Raw genomic sequence first — 16,897 nt, 5'->3', positions numbered from 1 at the left:
CGCCATTCAGATACCGAACACATAAAACGTCAAAAGTCTTGCGATATTGCAAAGAACCCAAAAACGTTTTGAAGTCACAAGGTAACTGCGGCGGTATCATAAGGGAATGCCCCATGAGCGATCAACAGGCCATCGAAACCGAAATCACGCACCCGGATCCCGAAAAACTGTCTGCAGCAATGGCAGAAATTGCCGAAAGAAGTCAACGACTTGTGTCTGACTTCCTTGCAAAACAGGCAGAAGACCCGGAAATTTCCGACCCCGACCCGCTGAATATCGGTTCTGCATTCGCCGAACTGACCACCCAGATGATGCAAAACCCGGCCAAGCTGGTCGAAGCCCAGATGGAACTCTGGCAGCAATATTATACCCTTTGGCACAACACCACCTTGCGCATGCTTGGCGAAGACTCCGAGCCCGTCGTCACCCCGCAAAAGGGCGACCGGCGCTTCCGCGACGAGGCATGGGAAAACAATGAACTGTTTGATTTCATCAAGCAGTCCTATTTGCTGTCATCGCAATGGATGCAGAACCTTGTCCATGAAGTGGACGGACTTGATGAAAAAACCGCCCAGAAGGTCGAATTCTATACACGGCAGTTTGTCGATGCGATTTCGCCGACCAACTTCCTGATGACCAATCCCGAAGTCCTGCGCACCACGATTGAAACCGGCGGGGAAAACCTGCTTAAGGGATTGCAGAACCTTTTAAGCGACCTTGAACGCGGCAAGGGCAAATTGCAGATCCGCATGACCGATCTGGATGCCTTCAAGATCGGCGAAAATGTCGCCACCACCGAGGGATCGGTCATTGGCAGAACCCCCTTGATGGAATTGCTGCAATATAAACCCAGCACCGATCAGGTCGCCAAGCGCCCCCTGATGATCGTGCCGCCATGGATCAACAAATACTATATTCTTGATTTGCGCCCTGAAAATTCCTTTATCAAATGGGCTGTCGATCAGGGGCACACGGTCTTTGTCCTGTCCTGGGTCAATCCCGACAGCAAACTGGCCGAAAAATCGTTCGAAGATTACGCCAAGGAAGGCATCCTTGCTGCCCTTGATATGATCGAACAGGCCACCGGCGAGAACGAAATCAACGCGATCGGCTATTGCCTTGGCGGAACGCTTTTAAGCTCCACCCTTGCCTATATGGCCAAGGTCGGGGATGAACGGATCAAATCGGCGACCTTCTTTACCACCCTGACCGATTTTGAAAAGCCGGGTGAACTTTCGGTCTTTGTCGATGATGAACAGATCGAAAGCCTTGAACGCAACATGTCCAAGGAGGGCTATCTGGATGGCCGGGACATGTCGATGTCGTTCAACATGCTGCGCGCCAATGACCTGATCTGGTCGTTTGTGGTGTCAAACTACATGCTGGGCAAGGATCCCTTCCCGTTCGATCTTCTGTACTGGAATTCCGATTCCACCCGCATGCCCAAGGCAATGCACAGCTTCTATCTGCGCAACATGTATAACAAGAACCTGTTGCGTGAACCGGGCGGCATTTCGATCCTTGGCGAACCGATTGACCTGCGCGATATCAAAATCCCGGTCTATTTCCTGTCGACCCGCGAAGACCATATCGCGCCATGGCAGGCGACCTATGCCGGGACACAGCTTATGTCAGGTCAGGTCAAATTCGTCTTGTCGGCATCGGGCCATATTGCCGGGGTGGTCAACCCGCCGGCGGCCAAGAAATATTGCTACTGGACCTATAACCGCACCCCGGCCAATCCCGATGACTGGATGGCAAAGGCCACCCAGCATGAAGGTTCCTGGTGGACCGACTGGCAAAACTGGATCAGCCGCCGTTCAGGCGGCAAGGTTCCCGCCCGCAAGGAAGGTGATGGCAAGCTCAAGGTGCTTGGTCCGGCACCCGGTGAATATGTGAAAGTCACCCTGTCCTGACCGGCAGATCGCACTTTGTTGAAAACGCGGTCAGACATGGCACAGACCGCGTTTTTTTTATTCCATAACGATAAACATCAATCATTTGACGGGGAAACACCATGACCAAGACAATCGGCTTTCTGGGGGCCGGGCGCATGGCATCGGCGATGATCAAACGCCTGCTTTCAAAAGGTTACCGAATACAGGTCTGGAACCGCAGCCCGGACAAGCTTGACCCGCTTGTTGCGCTTGGCGCGGTTGCCTGTGCCACGCCGGCCAAGGCGGCATATGGTGTGGATACCATCATCTCGTTCATGGCCGATGACAATGCTGCACGGGCCGTCTGGCTTGGTGAAAATGGCGCGCTTGCGGCCATGAATGCCGGGACGGTCGCCATTGAATGTTCCACCCTTTCACATGCCTTTGTGCTTGATCTTGCCAAGGCCGTTTCGGCTGCCGGGCATACCTATATCGATGCGCCGGTTACCGGCGTTCCTTCTGATATCGAAGCCGGCAACACGATCTTTCTGATCGGGGCCGAGGCATCTGACCTTAACCGTATCCAACCGATCCTTGACGATACCGGAAAACGCACCGTGCATTTTGGTCCGGTCGGATCGGGCACGGCTTATAAGCTGATGCACAATCTTTTGGGTGCTGTTCATATCGCTGCTGCGGCCGAGCTTGTGGCTGTTGCCAGCAAAGCCGGGCTTGATGGCGCAACCGTTGCCGAAACTTTTGCAATCGGTGCCAATGCCAGTGCATCCGGGCTGATGACCATGCCCGGCATGATCAGTGGCAACCATAACGAAGGCATCCATTTCACCACCGCCCTTCGCGCCAAGGACGCATCCTATGCCCTGACCATGGCCCGGGAATTCGGCATGACCGTTCCGGTCGGACAGGCGGCGGCAAATATATTTGAAACCGCCACAAAGGATGGCCTTGGCGACCTTGCCCAAAGTGCGGTGATCGAAACACTTAAATCCTAATTCGCGGCTTTGGCCTGCTCGGTCAGCAAGGGTTCATACCGCGCATCGGTCAGGGTTTTAAGGAAGGCAACGATGGCCTTGATCCGCTTGCTGTCAAGGGCATCGCCCTGCTCCAGCTCCTTAAGCGAAATGGTTTCGGGCACTTCGGCATCTCCCCAGGGCTGACCGGTCTCCGGGTTGGTCTGGTTGGCTTTGGCCTTGCTGTTATATTTGTTATAGAACCGCACCACGGTTTCCAGATCGGCAAACACGCCGTTATGCATATAAGGCCCCGTCACCGCGACATTGCGCAGCGACGGGGTTTTGTATTTGCCGCGATAGGCCGGGTCATCAATTGCCGGATTATCCAAAAGCCCGTTATCGGTAAAACTGACATCCTTGGCATTGGCCTTGCGGGTCGCGACATTGCGCGGCACACCGATATTGTGGAACTCGTAATTGGTGAAGGTTTCGCCTTCTGCCGTCGGGCTGGTTTTCAGCATGTGGCAGGTATTGCAATTGGTAAATTGCTGCGAAAAGAACAAAACCCTGCCCAGCTCTTCTTGCGGGGTCATTTTATATTCGCCGCGCAGGAACCGGTCATATTTAGAATCGAACGGGGCGAATTCGTCCCCCTGTTCAAAGGCGGCAATCGCCTGTGTCATCGCGCCATAGGCCGTCTCGCTGTCTGACCAGACATCATCGCCAAACAATGCCTTGAAGCCCGCGACATAATCTTCATCCTCCATCAGGCGCGCAACGACACTGGCCTTGTCGGGCATGCCCATTTCAATGGGATTAAGCGGCGGCCCACCAGCCTGTTCGGCAAGATCCGCAGCACGCCCGTCCCAGAATTGCCCCCCCACGGCGACACCGTCATCACGTACATGGAATGTCGGGGAAAATTTCGCATAGGCCGCCATCGGCGCATTGCGATCGCCAAGGCTTTTGCCATCATCGCCCAGTGAAAAGGCACCATTTGCCACGTCAATGCGCGGATCCTTGAACCCGGCGGACGGCTCATGACAGGTCGCACAGGCCTGCGTGCGATTGGCCGAAAGATTGGGGTCGAAATAAAGCGCCTCGCCAAGTTCCGCCTTGTCAGCAAATGGGGAATTTGCTGCATTCGCAACTTCTGTCGCCCCGACATCGGATGCGGACTGCATGTTTCCCTGTGCTGCCAGACGATGCAAAAATGCATCAGGGGTCTCGGCCGGGGTCTCTGCCTGGGCCTTGGCCACCTGCAACACCGGCACAATGATACCGACACTCATCGCAGAAACGATCAATGCAAAACGAAACGAATGGCGGTTGTGGTGACGCATGGCAGGCACTTTGATCTGATCACGGAAAAGAATGTATATGACGGCCGCCCGCATGATCGCGAACGCAACGCATTTACGCCTACAGACTTGAACCCTGCCTTGATAAAAGTCAATGGCGGCCCGTTAACCGGCCCGCCATTGATGATATTTGGCATCAATCCGGTATGAGACGGATCGGTCAGATCGCCACAGACGGGCGGCGGCGCATCATTGGCAATAACTGAACCCCGATAATCGCCGCCAGGATCACACCACAACCGGCATATTCCGCCGGTGCCAAACGTTCACCAAGGAACCATGCCCCGGCAATTGCGGCAAAGACCGCCTCGGCACTCATGATGATCGCGGCATCCGATGCCTCGGTATAATTCTGGGCCACGGCCTGAAGGGTAAAGGCAATCCCGGCTGACATGATCCCGGCATACAGGATCTCAAACCCGGCATTATAGATATCGGCAAAGCTGAAGGTTTCGGTCACCGCCCCCATCGCCATGCCAAGAATGCCGGTGATAAAGAACTGGGTCGCGGCAACAAGGGCCGGTGCATTGGTGCGCGTTACCATCACCCCGATCATCACCACCTGAACCGCCCAGAAAAGCGCACTGCCCATCACCCAGAAATCACCGGTGCCAAGCCCCGAAAGATCCCCGCCACTTAAAAGGTAGGTGCCATAAACACACATCGCCCCGCCCGGCCAGACCGACCAGTGCGGTCGATTGCGAAACACCACATAGGCCAGAACTGGTACTGCGGGCACATAAAATGCCGTCAGGAAAGCCGCATTGGTAACCGTGGTGCCCATGATGCCGATCTGCTGGAAGATGCTGGCAAGATACATCGAAATGCCCGTGGCAATCATGCCAAGGATATCAACCCGATCAAGCCGACGGCCCGCACGGTCAAGTTTGCGCAACTCGCGCAAGGCAAAGGGTAATACGGCCAGTGTCCCCAGCAAAAAACGCACGCCCGTAAAATATTGCGGGCCGATATTTTCCATGCTGGTGTGCTGAACAACAAAGGTCGTGCCCCAGATCAGGGCAACGAAAACAATAACGGCATTTGCCTGCCAACGTGTCATATTCCCGGTCCATTTCCTGTGCCCGGGCGTGGTGGCGCGCGGCAGGTTGTCTGTTAAATCCGAATGTCCTGACTTGCTAAACCAAGTCCGGCTCCTTCGCAATACAGATCAATCCAACCGCGCATTTGCGGGCATCACAAACCTGTCGGTCGGAATCAACTAATTGGTGCTAACACTTTGATTTCCAAACAGGCGCTGATATCCGTCGGTGGTGATTTCGTGCTCGATCGCTTCTGACAGTTTTTGTGCAAGTTCCGGAGCAATGGTCTTGGCCGAGAACATCAAACGCACCGGCTCCTTGGCCAGGATAAACGGATGTTCTTCAACACCACCGGCAAATCCAAGCTCGTCTGCCTGCGCAACATAGGCCGCCGGAATACCAAGCAACAGATCAACCCGGCGCGCCATCAAAAGCTGCATGCCATGCGGGGCCATCGACACATCCATGATAAACGGGGCATTTTCCACCTTCGCACTAAAGGCTTTGAAATCTTCGCCGCGATAGGCCCCGCGCACATGCCCGATCACAAGGTTTTGGCGCGCAATATCATCAAGACCTTCAATCTGAATACGTCTTGCATCGCCTTTGCGAACGGTAAATCCGATGACATCATTGCGGTATGGCACGGAAAATAATCCGTATTCTGCCCGTTCCGCAGTAAAGGATGCCGATGGCAGAATATCGATATCGCCATGTTCAATGGCATAAAGCGACCGTTTCCAGGGCATGAAGACAAACCGGGCATCACATCCCGTTTCACGCAGGATCCGGGTAATGAACTGGTTATCAATGCCCGTTGCCATGCCGTTCACATCTTTCATGCTGAACGGGCTATAGGTTTCCGATGCCCGGATCACCAATGGCCGCGAACATTCCGTAATTGGTTCCGCAACACTTGCATGCATGCCGCCCAACAAGGACACAAGCAACATCGCGATGCCAGGCATCAAATGGCGAACCGCCATATCTTCCCACGCCTCTTCACGTCGCAGCATGTCCCGTTTGTTTTGTTATCGGACATGCCTTCATTTTTGATTATTGCGAACGCTTCCCCTTTTTCGCACTTGAAGGCCATGATGCAAAAAAATATTGCGCAGTCCAAGCGTCTTCACCCGGACTACGCAGAAACCCCCAGATATATCCAAACAGACATATGCGGGCAGACATTGCCGAAAATTCCCGTACCCTATTTCAGGTCTTCGGGGATGGATTTGACATATTCCTGTGCCAAATCGGCATAGCGATCGGCAGACACCTTGAAGAATTCGATTTCTTCCTGTGTCAGATCACGCACCTTGCGCGCAGGCACACCGGCCCAAAGTTCGCCTGCCGGAATACGTTTGCCCGGTGCGAGCAATGCATTGGCCCCCAGCATGCCGCCCTGCTCGATCACGCAACCATCCATCACGGTCGCCCCCATCCCGACAAAGCTTCGATCCTCAAGCGTGCAGGCATGAATAATCGCCGCATGTCCGATGGTCACGTCATCCCCGATATAGGTCCCGAACTTGCCCTTGGCGACATGTACCATGGTCAGATCCTGGATATTGGTGCGCGATCCGATACGGATTTCGTGAACATCCCCGCGAATGACACAGCCAAACCAGATGCCTGTCTCTGCACCGATTTCGACATCACCGATGATGGTCGCATTCGGGGCAATAAAGGCTGTTTCATCAATGGTGGGCTTTACCCCGCGATAGGACAAACGCATGGTCACATGACCTTTCGTAACTGGTGTTCACATCTCTCGAACCAACCGCAAGCAGGATACTTCCGGTACAGCATCACTTGATTTGAGAGTTTAAATTCTAACATGGATAGAAGGAAACCCCGTCGTAACAAATCTTGCTCATGATCGCATCAATCGCCCGTACAAAAACAGCAAGCCCTGCCGCACCGCCTTTGGCGCGTGGCATGTCTGTGGCTGTGCTGTGTCTTGGGCTTTTGGTTGGCGGGGCATTGTCATCTGGCGTGGCGCATGCCCATGAACGGCAATCCCGGCATACAGATAGCGGGTTGCTGATTGCGGCATTTTCGGTGTGGGAACCCTTCGTGATCGAAGATGAAGACGGTTCACGTCATGGCATTGACGTTGCCCTTCTGGCTGCGATTGCCAACCGGCTTGGCTTGCAGCTTGATCTGCATCCCTGCCCCTGGCGGCGTTGCCTTAAAAATCTTGAAGACGGGGATATCGACGTTCTGACAAGCTTTGCCTATACCGAAGAACGTGCGCAATTCGCCCACTATATCAAGCCGCCCTATAGTCAGGTCACCCCGGTCTTTTACATCAATCGCGAAAACCCGGTCCTGATCGAGGAATATAACGACCTTCGCAATCTGACGGTCGGCGCGGTTGTTGATTCGCGCTATTTCGAACCGTTTGACAGCGACACGTCCCTCGACAAATTCGAAGCCGGCAGCGAAACCATCTTGCTGCGCATGCTGACCGCCAACCGGCTTGATGCAATTGTCGGTTCGGACTCCAACGCCGACTTTGAAATCCGCCGCAACCATCTTGAAGACACCATCATCAAGGCACCATTTCGATCAGGCCATAACAATGACATCCATTTGGCGGTTTCGCGCAAATCCCCGCTAATGTCACGCACGGATCAAATCGCCGAGATCATGCAGGACCTGCTTGATGAAGGCTTTGTCGCCAGTTTGCACAAACTCTATTGGCCAGACAAAAGCCCCGAAGACACTCCGCAATCGGCCAAATCAGACAGCCCCCAACCCAATCAGTAGGCCCCGGTCCGCAACCGGAATGCGGCGTACTGCCCTGACATTGCGCCCGCTTTCCGTCACGCGAACCGTCGCGCACCCGCCACACATAAAACAACCGCAACCGTCACCCCGATCATCGCCGGGCTGACCGGTTCGGCCAAAATCAGTGCCGCCAATATCAAGCCCATAAAGGGCTGCAAAAGCTGTAATTGCCCGACCGTGGCAATTCCGCCCAAAGCCAGACCGCGATACCAGAAGAAAAACCCGATCAGCATACTAAACAGCGACACATAGCCAAGCCCAAGCCAGGCAGGCATTCCAATCGCCCCCATCTGTTCGGGTAACGTCACCGCGCACAAAACCGCCATTGGCACCACCGAAATCACCAGCGCCCAGCAAATAACCTGCCAGCCACCAAGCTGTCGCGACAGCTTGCCACCTTCGGCATAGCCAAGCCCGCAAACGATAATTGCCCCCAGCATATAAAGATCACCTGAAAACGCGCCCGATTCGCTACCTGTTGCGGCAAATCCGGCCACCAGCCCGCTTCCCATAATGGAGAAAAGCCAGAAAACGGCGCGTGGCCTTTCACCACCGCGCAAAAACCCGAAAATCGCAGTTGCCAATGGCAAAAGCCCGATAAAGACAATCGATCGAGCCGAGCTGATATGTTCAAGCGCCAGTGCCGTCAAAAGCGGAAAGCCGACAACCACACCCCCGGCAACCACCAACAACGATACCCATTGCGACCGTATCGGGCGCACCGGCCTTGAAACCATCAGGATCAAAACCGCAATAATCCCGGCGATTGCCGCGCGTGCAACCGTGACAAAGACCGGATCAAAATCCATGACCGCCAACCGCGTTGCCGGTAACGACCCGCTGAAGATCACAACCCCCATCAGGCCACTGAACCAGCCCGCACGCGTCCGGGAAACCGATTGCGCTATTACCTGTGTCACAAGATCCTCCATCTGAATGATGGCGACATCTTTGTCTTGTCTTGGTCACACTTGCCAGACACAATACAGTACAAAAATATCAAACTGTACTGGACACAAGGGCAATACAGTGACCGTTCAATCCCAGCCACACATGCCGGAAATCGTGCAGGATGGCACGCTTGTTTCACAGGTAATGGCATCCATTCGCGACCGGATTTCGGCGCGCAATCTTCTTGCCGGGGACAAGCTGCCCTCTATTCGGTCCTGTGCGCATCAGATGGGTGTTTCCAATTCAACCGTGGTCGAAGCCTATGACCGTCTGGTCGCCGACGGCACCATTCAATCGCGCCGCGGTTCGGGGTTTTACGTTTCGGGACACACCGCCCCGTTTTCGATCGCGCGGATCGGCCCCAAACTTGACCGGGCGGTTGATCCGTTCTGGGTATCGCGACAATCGCTTGATGCCAGACCCGACATGCTCAAACCCGGCTGCGGCTGGTTGCCGGCGGACTGGATGCCCGAAACATCAATCCGGCGCGCCTTGCGCACCCTTGCACGGGCTTCTGACGATGTTCTGGTTGAATATGGCACGCCGCTTGGGCTTGCGCCCTTGCGGCAATTGCTGTCCCGGCGGTTGGCCGGGTATGGCATCGTGACCGACCCCGATCAGATTTTACTGACAGAATCCGGAACCCAGGCAATCGACATGCTGTGCCGTTTTCTGATTGAACCGGGTGACACGGTTCTGGTTGATGATCCGTGCTATTTCAATTTCTGTGCGCTGTTGCGTGCCCATCGCGCCAATATCATAAGCGTCCCCTTCACCCCGACGGGCCCCGATATTGATACCTTTGCCCGTGTGGTTTCCGACCATAAACCGCGCCTTTATATCACCAATTCCGGCATTCATAATCCGACCGGCGCGTCCCTGTCCCCGCAAACTGCGCATCGGATTTTGAACATTGCCGACCAACATGACCTGATTATCATCGAAGATGACATTTTCGCGGATTTCGAAACCACACCCGCGCCGCGCCTGGCCGCCCTTGGCGGCATGGACCGGGTCATTCATATCGGCAGCTTTTCAAAAACCCTGTCGGCATCCCTGCGCTGTGGCTATATCGCCAGTCGCAGTGACTGGATTGACCAATTGATCGATCTTAAGGTCGCAACCGGATTTTCCGGCAGCAACCTTGCCCCCGAATTGATCCATCTGGTCTTGAAGGACGGCACCTATCGCAAGCATATGGACGGATTGCGCACCCGACTGTCACACGCTATGACCAGCACCGCAAAACAACTGGCATCCCTTGGCATTCGCCCGGCAATTACACCCGATGCGGGGATATTCCTGTGGTGTGCTTTGCCCTACGGGATCGATGCCGCACAAACGGCACGCAACGCCCTTGCCGATGGCGTGGTTCTGGCACCGGGCAACGTGTTCAGCATCTCGCAATCGGCTGGCAATCTGATGCGCTTTAACGTCGCGCAATGTCAGAACCCCGAAATATTCAAGGTCCTCGAACGCGCCATGCGCCCGTAACCGTACACAACCAAAAAGGCGCACCCGAATGGATGCGCCTTTTGCAATTTCAAAGCTCGCTAGCCAGCCGTCGCTTACGGGAACAGTGGCTCGATCTCAAGCCCCATGGTTTCCGGAAGCCCCAGCATCACGTTCATGTTCTGCACGGCCTGCCCCGATGCGCCTTTGACCAGGTTGTCTTCGACCGCAACAATAATCACACGGCCCGGCACACGGTCCTTGACGACCCCCATCAGGACATAGTTCGAACCACGCACATGGCGGGTTTGCGGCGTGACACCGAACGGCAAAACACGGACAAACGGCTCGTCTGCGTAACGCTTTTCAAGGGCGGCCTGAATGTCTTCGGCCGTGGTGCCATCAGTCATTTTGACATAGATGGATTCAAGGATGCCGCGGCTCATCGGCATCAGATGCGGTGAAAAGTTGACCACAACATCCTGACCCGATGCCCATGCCAGGCCCTGCTCGATTTCCGGGGCATGGCGATGCCCGCCGGTGCCATAGGCATGAATGCCTTCGGTCACCTCGGCATAAAGCGTGCCTTCCTTTGGCGAACGACCGGCACCGGTCACACCGGATTTGGCATCAATGATGATGTCATCAGCATGCACCATCTTGCCTTCAAGAAGCGGCGTCAGTGCCAGTTGCACCGGGGTCGGATAACACCCCGGATTGGCAACCACACGCGCCTTTTTGATCTTGTCGCGGTGCAGTTCGGTCAGACCATAGACCACTTCTTTCTGCAAATCCTGTGCGGCATGTTCCGCGCCATACCATTCCTTGTAGGTCGCCGGATCAAACAGACGGAAATCAGCCGAAAGATCGACCACCTTCACATGTTCCGGAAGACCGGCAATGACTTCCTGTGTCGTGCCATGGGGCAATGCACAGAAAATCATGTCGACAGTCGACCAATCTGCTTCGGCAATCGAAATCATGGTCGGCAATTTGATATGGGCAAGATGCGGGAAAACTTCCCCGAACGGACGGCCGGCGCGTCGGTCTGCGGTCAACAGGGTAATTTCCGCGGCATCGTGATGCGCAAGAATGCGAACCAGCTCTGCCCCGGTATAGCCACTGGCACCGAGAATTCCGACTTTGACCTTCTGGTCAACCGACACGTCACTCATTTAAATCTTGCTCCTAAAGCCATGCCTGCAAATGCGCAGGTATTGATAACGTGCGGATGTTGGCAAACAAGCCCATCAGATGCAAGCAATTAGGCGACAAATATCCCTGAGAAACCGCAATATTCCCATGCAGTTTTGACATGAGGGTTTCGAGATGGAGGTTTTGACACGGGGGGCTCGGCCCTGCCCTATTTCTTGCGCGCCCGGCGCACTGTGGACGGACAGGCGCGTTTATCCTGCGGCAAAACAGTATAGAATTTCTCGATCTTCTCGTAGCCGGTGGGCGCTGCGACCGGGTAATCGGTGACAAAGCGCTGATCGGAAAGACCAAAGTCACTGGCCTTCAATCCGGATCGTTGCAACCACATCCGTCGATGGGCGTCCGAAACAACCACCTCGGGATCGTCGACCAAAAAGATCGCATCACGGGCCAGTCGGTCATTATATTTGTGATGGCTCGGAAGCCAGGCTGCAAGCTGCTTGCGCAGATTTCCGGGACTTGGCAAATTGCGCGTGCGGGTCACAAACCTGGTCATCTGATCGACAAGCTTGCTGATATCACCGGGCGGTACCGACCCATGGGTTGCACGGTCGATAAAAAAGGCCAGATCAATCTCGGTCGGGTCGCGCTTTATCACCGGTTTTATTGATTTATATAATTTGAAAAATCGCGCTATTTTCCCGCCATCGGCATTGGCCGCATCATAAACCCGATGATAAGCCTCCTGCACTTCGGGCCGCGCCCCATAGGCGGCAAAACGCCGCGTAAAATCGGCCCGCTCACGATCATTGACCCAGATCGCACACAGCACATCAAACGCCGCATCATTATTGCCAAGCGCCAGTCTGTGCATATCTTCGGTAAAGGGACCAAACACATTGCGCAACAAGCCGGGATTGGCCCGTTCGGCGGCAAACAGGATCTGCTGGATTTCCGCGCCTGCCCCGGCAGTTGCCCCGCGCGGTCCCCAGGTCAGATAGGCGCGCGGATCATTGGTAAAGCAATACGGATCCCCTTCAAGAAACCGCTTGCCGCTGCGTGGATTGGGCGACTGACAAAAATTGAACTGGATGACGTCGTAATCCGTGCCTTCCAGTGCGAATGTCAGGTGATTGGCCCGCTCGATCGCGTCCGGCGGCGCTATTTGCGACGGCATCAAAAGCCGCCAAAGCCCGGTGGTAATCGCCCCGTAACTCTCCGCCCCGACCGCGGCACGCACCGCCGAATTGAGACACGGTTGCAGATCAAGGATCGCCTGTCGGGTCTTTACCCCGACAATCCCGTCCGCCTTGCCATAGCTGCTGGCAGGCTTTCCCGCACAATTGGCAGCCTGGGCAAACAACCGCTGCTGAAACGTCGCCACCGACCCATACCGGCCAAGTGTCAAAGCACGGTTTTCAAACCGGTATAACACCTGCGCCAGGTCCTGCGCCTGTGCTGATATCACCAAACATGCCGACATGACCGCAACAGCCAAAACCATCGCGACGGTTTGGCGCCAAAAACCTGACATCAAATGCGATAACTGTTTTTGGATCACAACAGACATCAATCCGGTTCATATTTACCCGATACTCGGAACCCCGCCCGTGATCTACCGCTTGCAAGGCGATTTAATCAGACGCGCCCACTACTCAGGGCTCAAACGTAAACCCGGCCTTGATGGCATCCCCTGCGACCTTGGCCGGGTCAAATGTGATTTTTTCAACGATTGTCGTAACCTGCTGAACAAGTTCCTGGCTCGGCTGTGCCTTGTTTGCATTCTTTTTGGGCGGCATCACGCACGCGCCATCAATACCGAGGTCAGTCAAAAAGGCCTTCGCCCCTTCTTCATGGACCGCCTCGTCAAGTGACACATCGACCATCTTGATCTGATCGGCATATTTTTGGCGGTAATATTCTTGCCGCGTGGCCATTTCATAGCAATACCAAAGCGGCATGCCCAACGGCCCGAATTGCGAAAATGCATCAGCATTGATGATTTTTCGCGAATAGGACGGATGCAAGTACCACTGCCAGGCAAGCGTAATATTCCCGAAATCATTACGAACCAGATAACTGACGCATTGTTTGACGATGTTTCTTTTTAAAATGATCAGCGTCGTGAAATCCGCCCGACCATTCGAAATCACGTTTTCGACCAAACCGCACTTGCAAAGGGTATGGTTGGTTTCGGCATAGGTCCCATCGGGAATGGTTTGAAATTTCCGCTCCCAGAATTCCTGCACAAAGCGGGTATTTCCATGGTTGTTATAGGTCCGCATGGTTCGGATGTCGGGCATCCGGGTGCCGAAATCCTCGATACCAAGCGGTTCGTGTATCGCCTCGATCTTGAGGTTCGCCGACAGAAAATCAGCCAACCAGGCCGAGCCTGTTCGACCGGCGGTGATCACGAAGTAATTCGTCATGAACCTTCCTCTAACAACAATCAGCAGCAACACAGCCGCTTTTCACAAGTACCCTTTGCCGGCCATTATCGCCGCGCACCCTTTATGCAAGCTTAACCATTGTGCGACATGCCCATCCAGCACCGGATGGAAAAATGCCTGCCCCCGATCATACCGGACGGCAGGCACATATTCGATGGTCAAATCGGGCATTGTCCTTGCGATATGCAGGCTTCTTTGAGCTATGCAGCGGACATTTTACCAAGCTGCATCGGGCTTTTAAGAAGCGCCAAGCGGTAGCGCCCGATTTTCTCAAAACCAAGAGCCTCGTAGGCCTTTGCCGCGGCTTCGCTGTCTGTGGACAGGATCGCGCGGGTTACCCCGCGTGCCCGTGCGGCCAGAAGTGTTTTGGCAACCAGTATCCGGGCATAGCCGTTTGACCGGAATTCAGGTGGTGTCCAGACCGGGCCGACCTGTACCATGTCGGGCAGTTGGGCGTTAAAGCCCGAAAGGCTTACCGCCTTTCCTTCAACAATCAGTGCCCACAGATTGCGCGCATCAAGGGACTGCACCAGGCGCGATGCGACCTTGCTGTCAAGAACCGGGGTGTCTTCGGCCCCCAATGCCTCGATCTCATAGGCCCGCAGCCAGCTTAGCAATGTGCTGCGTTCAACCTTTTCGGCATCAACCATCTGAAAGTCATCCGCGCGCGCATTGACCGGCACCACCAGATTGGCAAGATCCAGCCCATACAGAATATCCGATGCATTGATCGCAAATTCACTGCCCGCAAGGCCAAGCTGGACCAGCATATCCGCCGCCTGATCGGCCTCGCCGAACACCCCAGCTACGGGCCGCAACGGATCGGCAAGAAAGGCTTCGGTCAGTTGCATCGGGACCGTTTGGTTATCCGCCGCCTGGACAAAGACATTGCCATTGCCGAACTGTGCAATAATGGCCCGGATCGCACCATCATTTGCCACAGCACCGAACCAGCTTCCAGAAAGCGGATGACGGCGTCGCTCGATACCGGCAGTTCGCAGATTTCCGCGCAGGATCATGCTGGTCGCAGCATGGTCGGCAAGAAATGCGTTTGCGGCATCAAGATCGGCGTCGTGCAGCTTTCTGTACTGCATATCGGTGGTCCCTTTCTTTGGGGGTTAACTGGGATTTTCAGGATTTCGAATTGGCATAAAAAAAGACCGCTCTATTAGCGGCCCTTCACAAACAGCAAGGATGTCCAACAGAGTTTCAAAAAGCTATGTTTTGAAAATTCGTCGCATGTTCCCAACCATTTTGTGATCCTTTGCAAATCGGAAATTATCGTTCCTGAACTTGTTCTTATCACAAACTTCGCAATTTCCGACCCTTCTTTTTAAAATTCTTTTCCCGTGATCGCATCGCGCTGTTTCCAGCATGTGGAAATGGTCAGTAAGGGGCTGTTTTTCAATTCGGTTTGCGATAACTTGGGAAAGTGGTATTACCATTACCACGCGCACCTTATTCGGAGTTGAACTCATGCCAGTGATTACCTGCGTCGATGACCTTAAACGTATCTATAAACGGCGCACCCCGCGCATGTTTTACGATTACGCAGAATCCGGAAGCTGGACCGAGCAGACATTCCGCGAAAACACCACCGATTTTCAGGATATCCACCTGCGTCAGCGCGTCGCAATCGACATGTCGGGCCGCACCACCAAAAGCCAGATGATCGGTCAGGACGTCTCCATGCCGGTCGCCCTTGCCCCTGTCGGACTGACCGGAATGCAGTGTGCCGATGGCGAAATCAAGGCCGCCCGTGCGGCCGAAAAGTTCGGCGTGCCCTATACCTTGTCGACCATGTCGATCTGTTCGATCGAGGATGTGGCCGAAAACACATCCAAGCCGTTCTGGTTGCAGGTTTATACGCTCAAAGATGATGACTTCATGCAGCGCCTGTTTGACCGGGCCAAGGCCGCAAAATGTTCGGCCGCTGTCATCACGGTCGATCTTCAGATGCTGGGGCAGCGTCACAAGGATTTGAAAAACGGCCTGTCTGCTCCGCCCAAACTGACGATCAAATCGGTCGCCGACATGATGACCAAGGTCCAATGGGGTCTTGGCATGCTTGGCACCAAGCGCCGTTTCTTTGGCAACATCGTGGGTCACGCCAAGGGCGTTGCTGATCCCTCATCGCTTGGTGACTGGACCGCCCAGGCATTTGATGATTCCCTTGATTGGGATCGTATTCGCGAATTCCGCAAAATGTGGGATGGCCCGCTGATCATCAAGGGGATCATTGACCCGCGTGACGCGGTCGAAGCCCTGAATGTCGGTGCCGACGCCATTATCGTTTCAAACCATGGCGGGCGTCAGCTTGACGGGGCGCTGTCTTCGATCCGCGCCTTGCCGCAAATCATGGATGCGGTCGGCGGCAAGATCGAAGTTCACCTTGATAGCGGTATCCGTTCCGGTCAGGACGTGCTCAAGGCATTGGCCCTTGGTGCCAAAGGCACCTATATCGGGCGCGCCTATGTTTATGGCCTGGGGGCCATGGGCGAAGCAGGTGTCACCAAGGCGCTTGAACTGATCCATAAGGAACTTGAAGTTTCGATGGCATTCTGTGGTCACACCGATATCAACACGGTTGATCGTGACATCCTGATGGTCCCGCGCGATTTCTCGGACCGCTGGCAGTAACGCACAAGATTGTTGGGGCACGCGCCAAGCTTCCCCACAATTCGTCCGTAAAAAACGGCGCCTTTCCTTGGAAAGAGCGCCGTTTTCTTTTTTGTGCAGGTTTGAAGAACCAATGGTATCGGCACCCTGCCCCGCAAAAGAAAAAGCGCCACTCGAAAGTGACGCTTTTCCAATACTGTATCGTACCAGATGTCTGGAAACGTA

At 54.7% G+C, this 16,897-nt stretch carries 14 protein-coding genes; 5 read left to right on the top strand and 9 right to left on the bottom strand.

Translation table 11 applies throughout. The features are described 5' to 3' along the window. The first annotated feature begins 113 nt into the window (after window positions 1–113). On the top strand, window positions 114–1,916 hold the full coding sequence (locus AUQ42_RS11600; protein ID WP_068519254.1) for an alpha/beta hydrolase: 1,803 nt from the start codon (window positions 114–116) through the stop codon (window positions 1,914–1,916). A gap of 101 nt (window positions 1,917–2,017) precedes the next feature. After that, window positions 2,018–2,890 (top strand): NAD(P)-dependent oxidoreductase, encoded by an 873-nt coding sequence (locus AUQ42_RS11595; RefSeq protein ID WP_068519253.1) that lies wholly within the window; start codon window positions 2,018–2,020, stop codon window positions 2,888–2,890. Here the strand turns inward: AUQ42_RS11595 and AUQ42_RS11590 are convergent. The 4 genes from AUQ42_RS11590 to AUQ42_RS11575 all read right to left on the bottom strand — a co-directional run bounded on the left by AUQ42_RS11590 (window position 2,887) and on the right by AUQ42_RS11575 (window position 6,987). Further along, window positions 2,887–4,194 (bottom strand): cytochrome-c peroxidase, encoded by a 1,308-nt coding sequence (locus tag AUQ42_RS11590; RefSeq protein ID WP_231856749.1) that lies wholly within the window; start codon window positions 4,192–4,194, stop codon window positions 2,887–2,889. The two genes, AUQ42_RS11595 and AUQ42_RS11590, sit on opposite strands and share 4 nt — an antisense overlap. A gap of 178 nt (window positions 4,195–4,372) precedes the next feature. Beyond that, a complete protein-coding gene (locus AUQ42_RS11585) occupies window positions 4,373–5,272 on the bottom strand; it encodes a DMT family transporter (RefSeq protein WP_068519252.1) in 900 nt (299 codons plus the stop codon). A gap of 159 nt (window positions 5,273–5,431) precedes the next feature. Next, window positions 5,432–6,268, bottom strand: a complete 837-nt coding sequence (locus tag AUQ42_RS11580; protein ID WP_068519251.1) for an ABC transporter substrate-binding protein — start codon at window positions 6,266–6,268, stop codon at window positions 5,432–5,434. A 191-nt stretch (window positions 6,269–6,459) separates the two neighbouring features. Next, window positions 6,460–6,987, bottom strand: a complete 528-nt coding sequence (locus AUQ42_RS11575) for a gamma carbonic anhydrase family protein (RefSeq protein WP_068519250.1) — start codon at window positions 6,985–6,987, stop codon at window positions 6,460–6,462. Between the two features lie 203 nt (window positions 6,988–7,190). Between AUQ42_RS11575 and AUQ42_RS11570 the strand changes: the two genes are divergently transcribed. Beyond that, window positions 7,191–8,024: an ABC transporter substrate-binding protein gene (locus AUQ42_RS11570; RefSeq protein ID WP_197460838.1), complete on the top strand. Its 834-nt coding sequence runs from the start codon at window positions 7,191–7,193 to the stop codon at window positions 8,022–8,024. A 56-nt stretch (window positions 8,025–8,080) separates the two neighbouring features. Here AUQ42_RS11570 and AUQ42_RS11565 read toward each other — a convergent pair whose 3' ends face one another. Further along, window positions 8,081–8,977, bottom strand: coding sequence for a DMT family transporter (locus AUQ42_RS11565; RefSeq protein ID WP_068519248.1), 897 nt, complete (start codon window positions 8,975–8,977; stop codon window positions 8,081–8,083). 121 nt (window positions 8,978–9,098) lie between these two features. Between AUQ42_RS11565 and AUQ42_RS11560 the strand changes: the two genes are divergently transcribed. Beyond that, the gene (locus AUQ42_RS11560; RefSeq protein ID WP_068519247.1) at window positions 9,099–10,490 is read left to right on the top strand and encodes a PLP-dependent aminotransferase family protein; all 1,392 of its coding nucleotides are present in this window, start codon (window positions 9,099–9,101) and stop codon (window positions 10,488–10,490) included. Between the two features lie 74 nt (window positions 10,491–10,564). On the opposite strand, the gene argC is transcribed toward AUQ42_RS11560, so the two are convergent. The 4 genes from argC to AUQ42_RS11540 all read right to left on the bottom strand — a co-directional run bounded on the left by argC (window position 10,565) and on the right by AUQ42_RS11540 (window position 15,147). Continuing rightward, the gene (argC, locus tag AUQ42_RS11555; RefSeq protein ID WP_068519246.1) at window positions 10,565–11,623 is read right to left on the bottom strand and encodes an N-acetyl-gamma-glutamyl-phosphate reductase; all 1,059 of its coding nucleotides are present in this window, start codon (window positions 11,621–11,623) and stop codon (window positions 10,565–10,567) included. A gap of 188 nt (window positions 11,624–11,811) precedes the next feature. Next, on the bottom strand, window positions 11,812–13,137 hold the full coding sequence (locus AUQ42_RS11550; RefSeq protein WP_068519400.1) for a hypothetical protein: 1,326 nt from the start codon (window positions 13,135–13,137) through the stop codon (window positions 11,812–11,814). 121 nt (window positions 13,138–13,258) lie between these two features. Continuing rightward, complete coding sequence (locus AUQ42_RS11545; RefSeq protein WP_068519245.1) at window positions 13,259–14,032, bottom strand: hypothetical protein; 774 nt, start codon at window positions 14,030–14,032, stop codon at window positions 13,259–13,261. A 221-nt stretch (window positions 14,033–14,253) separates the two neighbouring features. Next, window positions 14,254–15,147, bottom strand: coding sequence for a GNAT family N-acetyltransferase (locus AUQ42_RS11540; RefSeq protein ID WP_068519244.1), 894 nt, complete (start codon window positions 15,145–15,147; stop codon window positions 14,254–14,256). Window positions 15,148–15,529: 382 nt separating this feature from the next. Between AUQ42_RS11540 and AUQ42_RS11535 the strand changes: the two genes are divergently transcribed. Continuing rightward, complete coding sequence (locus AUQ42_RS11535) at window positions 15,530–16,693, top strand: alpha-hydroxy acid oxidase (RefSeq protein ID WP_068519243.1); 1,164 nt, start codon at window positions 15,530–15,532, stop codon at window positions 16,691–16,693. Window positions 16,694–16,897: the final 204 nt, after the last annotated feature.

Source organism: Thalassospira sp. MCCC 1A02491 (assembly GCF_001613785.1).
Lineage (GTDB): Bacteria > Pseudomonadota > Alphaproteobacteria > Rhodospirillales > Thalassospiraceae > Thalassospira > Thalassospira povalilytica.
The sequence above is the reverse complement of the archived record's forward strand: the minus strand, read 5'-3'. Positions and strand labels throughout refer to the sequence as shown.

What these genes read in the sequence shown, in the direction of transcription:
- AUQ42_RS11550 (WP_068519400.1), bottom strand. Translation starts at nt 13,137, where the DNA reads ATGTCAGGTTTTTGGCGCCAAACCGTCGCGATGGTTTTGGCTGTTGCG.
- AUQ42_RS11565 (WP_068519248.1), bottom strand. Translation starts at nt 8,977, where the DNA reads ATGGAGGATCTTGTGACACAGGTAATAGCGCAATCGGTTTCCCGGACG.
- AUQ42_RS11570 (WP_197460838.1), top strand. Translation starts at nt 7,191, where the DNA reads ATGTCTGTGGCTGTGCTGTGTCTTGGGCTTTTGGTTGGCGGGGCATTG.
- AUQ42_RS11540 (WP_068519244.1), bottom strand. Translation starts at nt 15,147, where the DNA reads ATGCAGTACAGAAAGCTGCACGACGCCGATCTTGATGCCGCAAACGCA.
- AUQ42_RS11595 (WP_068519253.1), top strand. Translation starts at nt 2,018, where the DNA reads ATGACCAAGACAATCGGCTTTCTGGGGGCCGGGCGCATGGCATCGGCG.
- AUQ42_RS11585 (WP_068519252.1), bottom strand. Translation starts at nt 5,272, where the DNA reads ATGACACGTTGGCAGGCAAATGCCGTTATTGTTTTCGTTGCCCTGATC.
- AUQ42_RS11535 (WP_068519243.1), top strand. Translation starts at nt 15,530, where the DNA reads ATGCCAGTGATTACCTGCGTCGATGACCTTAAACGTATCTATAAACGG.
- AUQ42_RS11545 (WP_068519245.1), bottom strand. Translation starts at nt 14,032, where the DNA reads ATGACGAATTACTTCGTGATCACCGCCGGTCGAACAGGCTCGGCCTGG.
- AUQ42_RS11600 (WP_068519254.1), top strand. Translation starts at nt 114, where the DNA reads ATGAGCGATCAACAGGCCATCGAAACCGAAATCACGCACCCGGATCCC.
- AUQ42_RS11580 (WP_068519251.1), bottom strand. Translation starts at nt 6,268, where the DNA reads ATGCTGCGACGTGAAGAGGCGTGGGAAGATATGGCGGTTCGCCATTTG.
- AUQ42_RS11590 (WP_231856749.1), bottom strand. Translation starts at nt 4,194, where the DNA reads ATGCGTCACCACAACCGCCATTCGTTTCGTTTTGCATTGATCGTTTCT.
- AUQ42_RS11575 (WP_068519250.1), bottom strand. Translation starts at nt 6,987, where the DNA reads ATGCGTTTGTCCTATCGCGGGGTAAAGCCCACCATTGATGAAACAGCC.
- argC (WP_068519246.1), bottom strand. Translation starts at nt 11,623, where the DNA reads ATGAGTGACGTGTCGGTTGACCAGAAGGTCAAAGTCGGAATTCTCGGT.
- AUQ42_RS11560 (WP_068519247.1), top strand. Translation starts at nt 9,099, where the DNA reads ATGCCGGAAATCGTGCAGGATGGCACGCTTGTTTCACAGGTAATGGCA.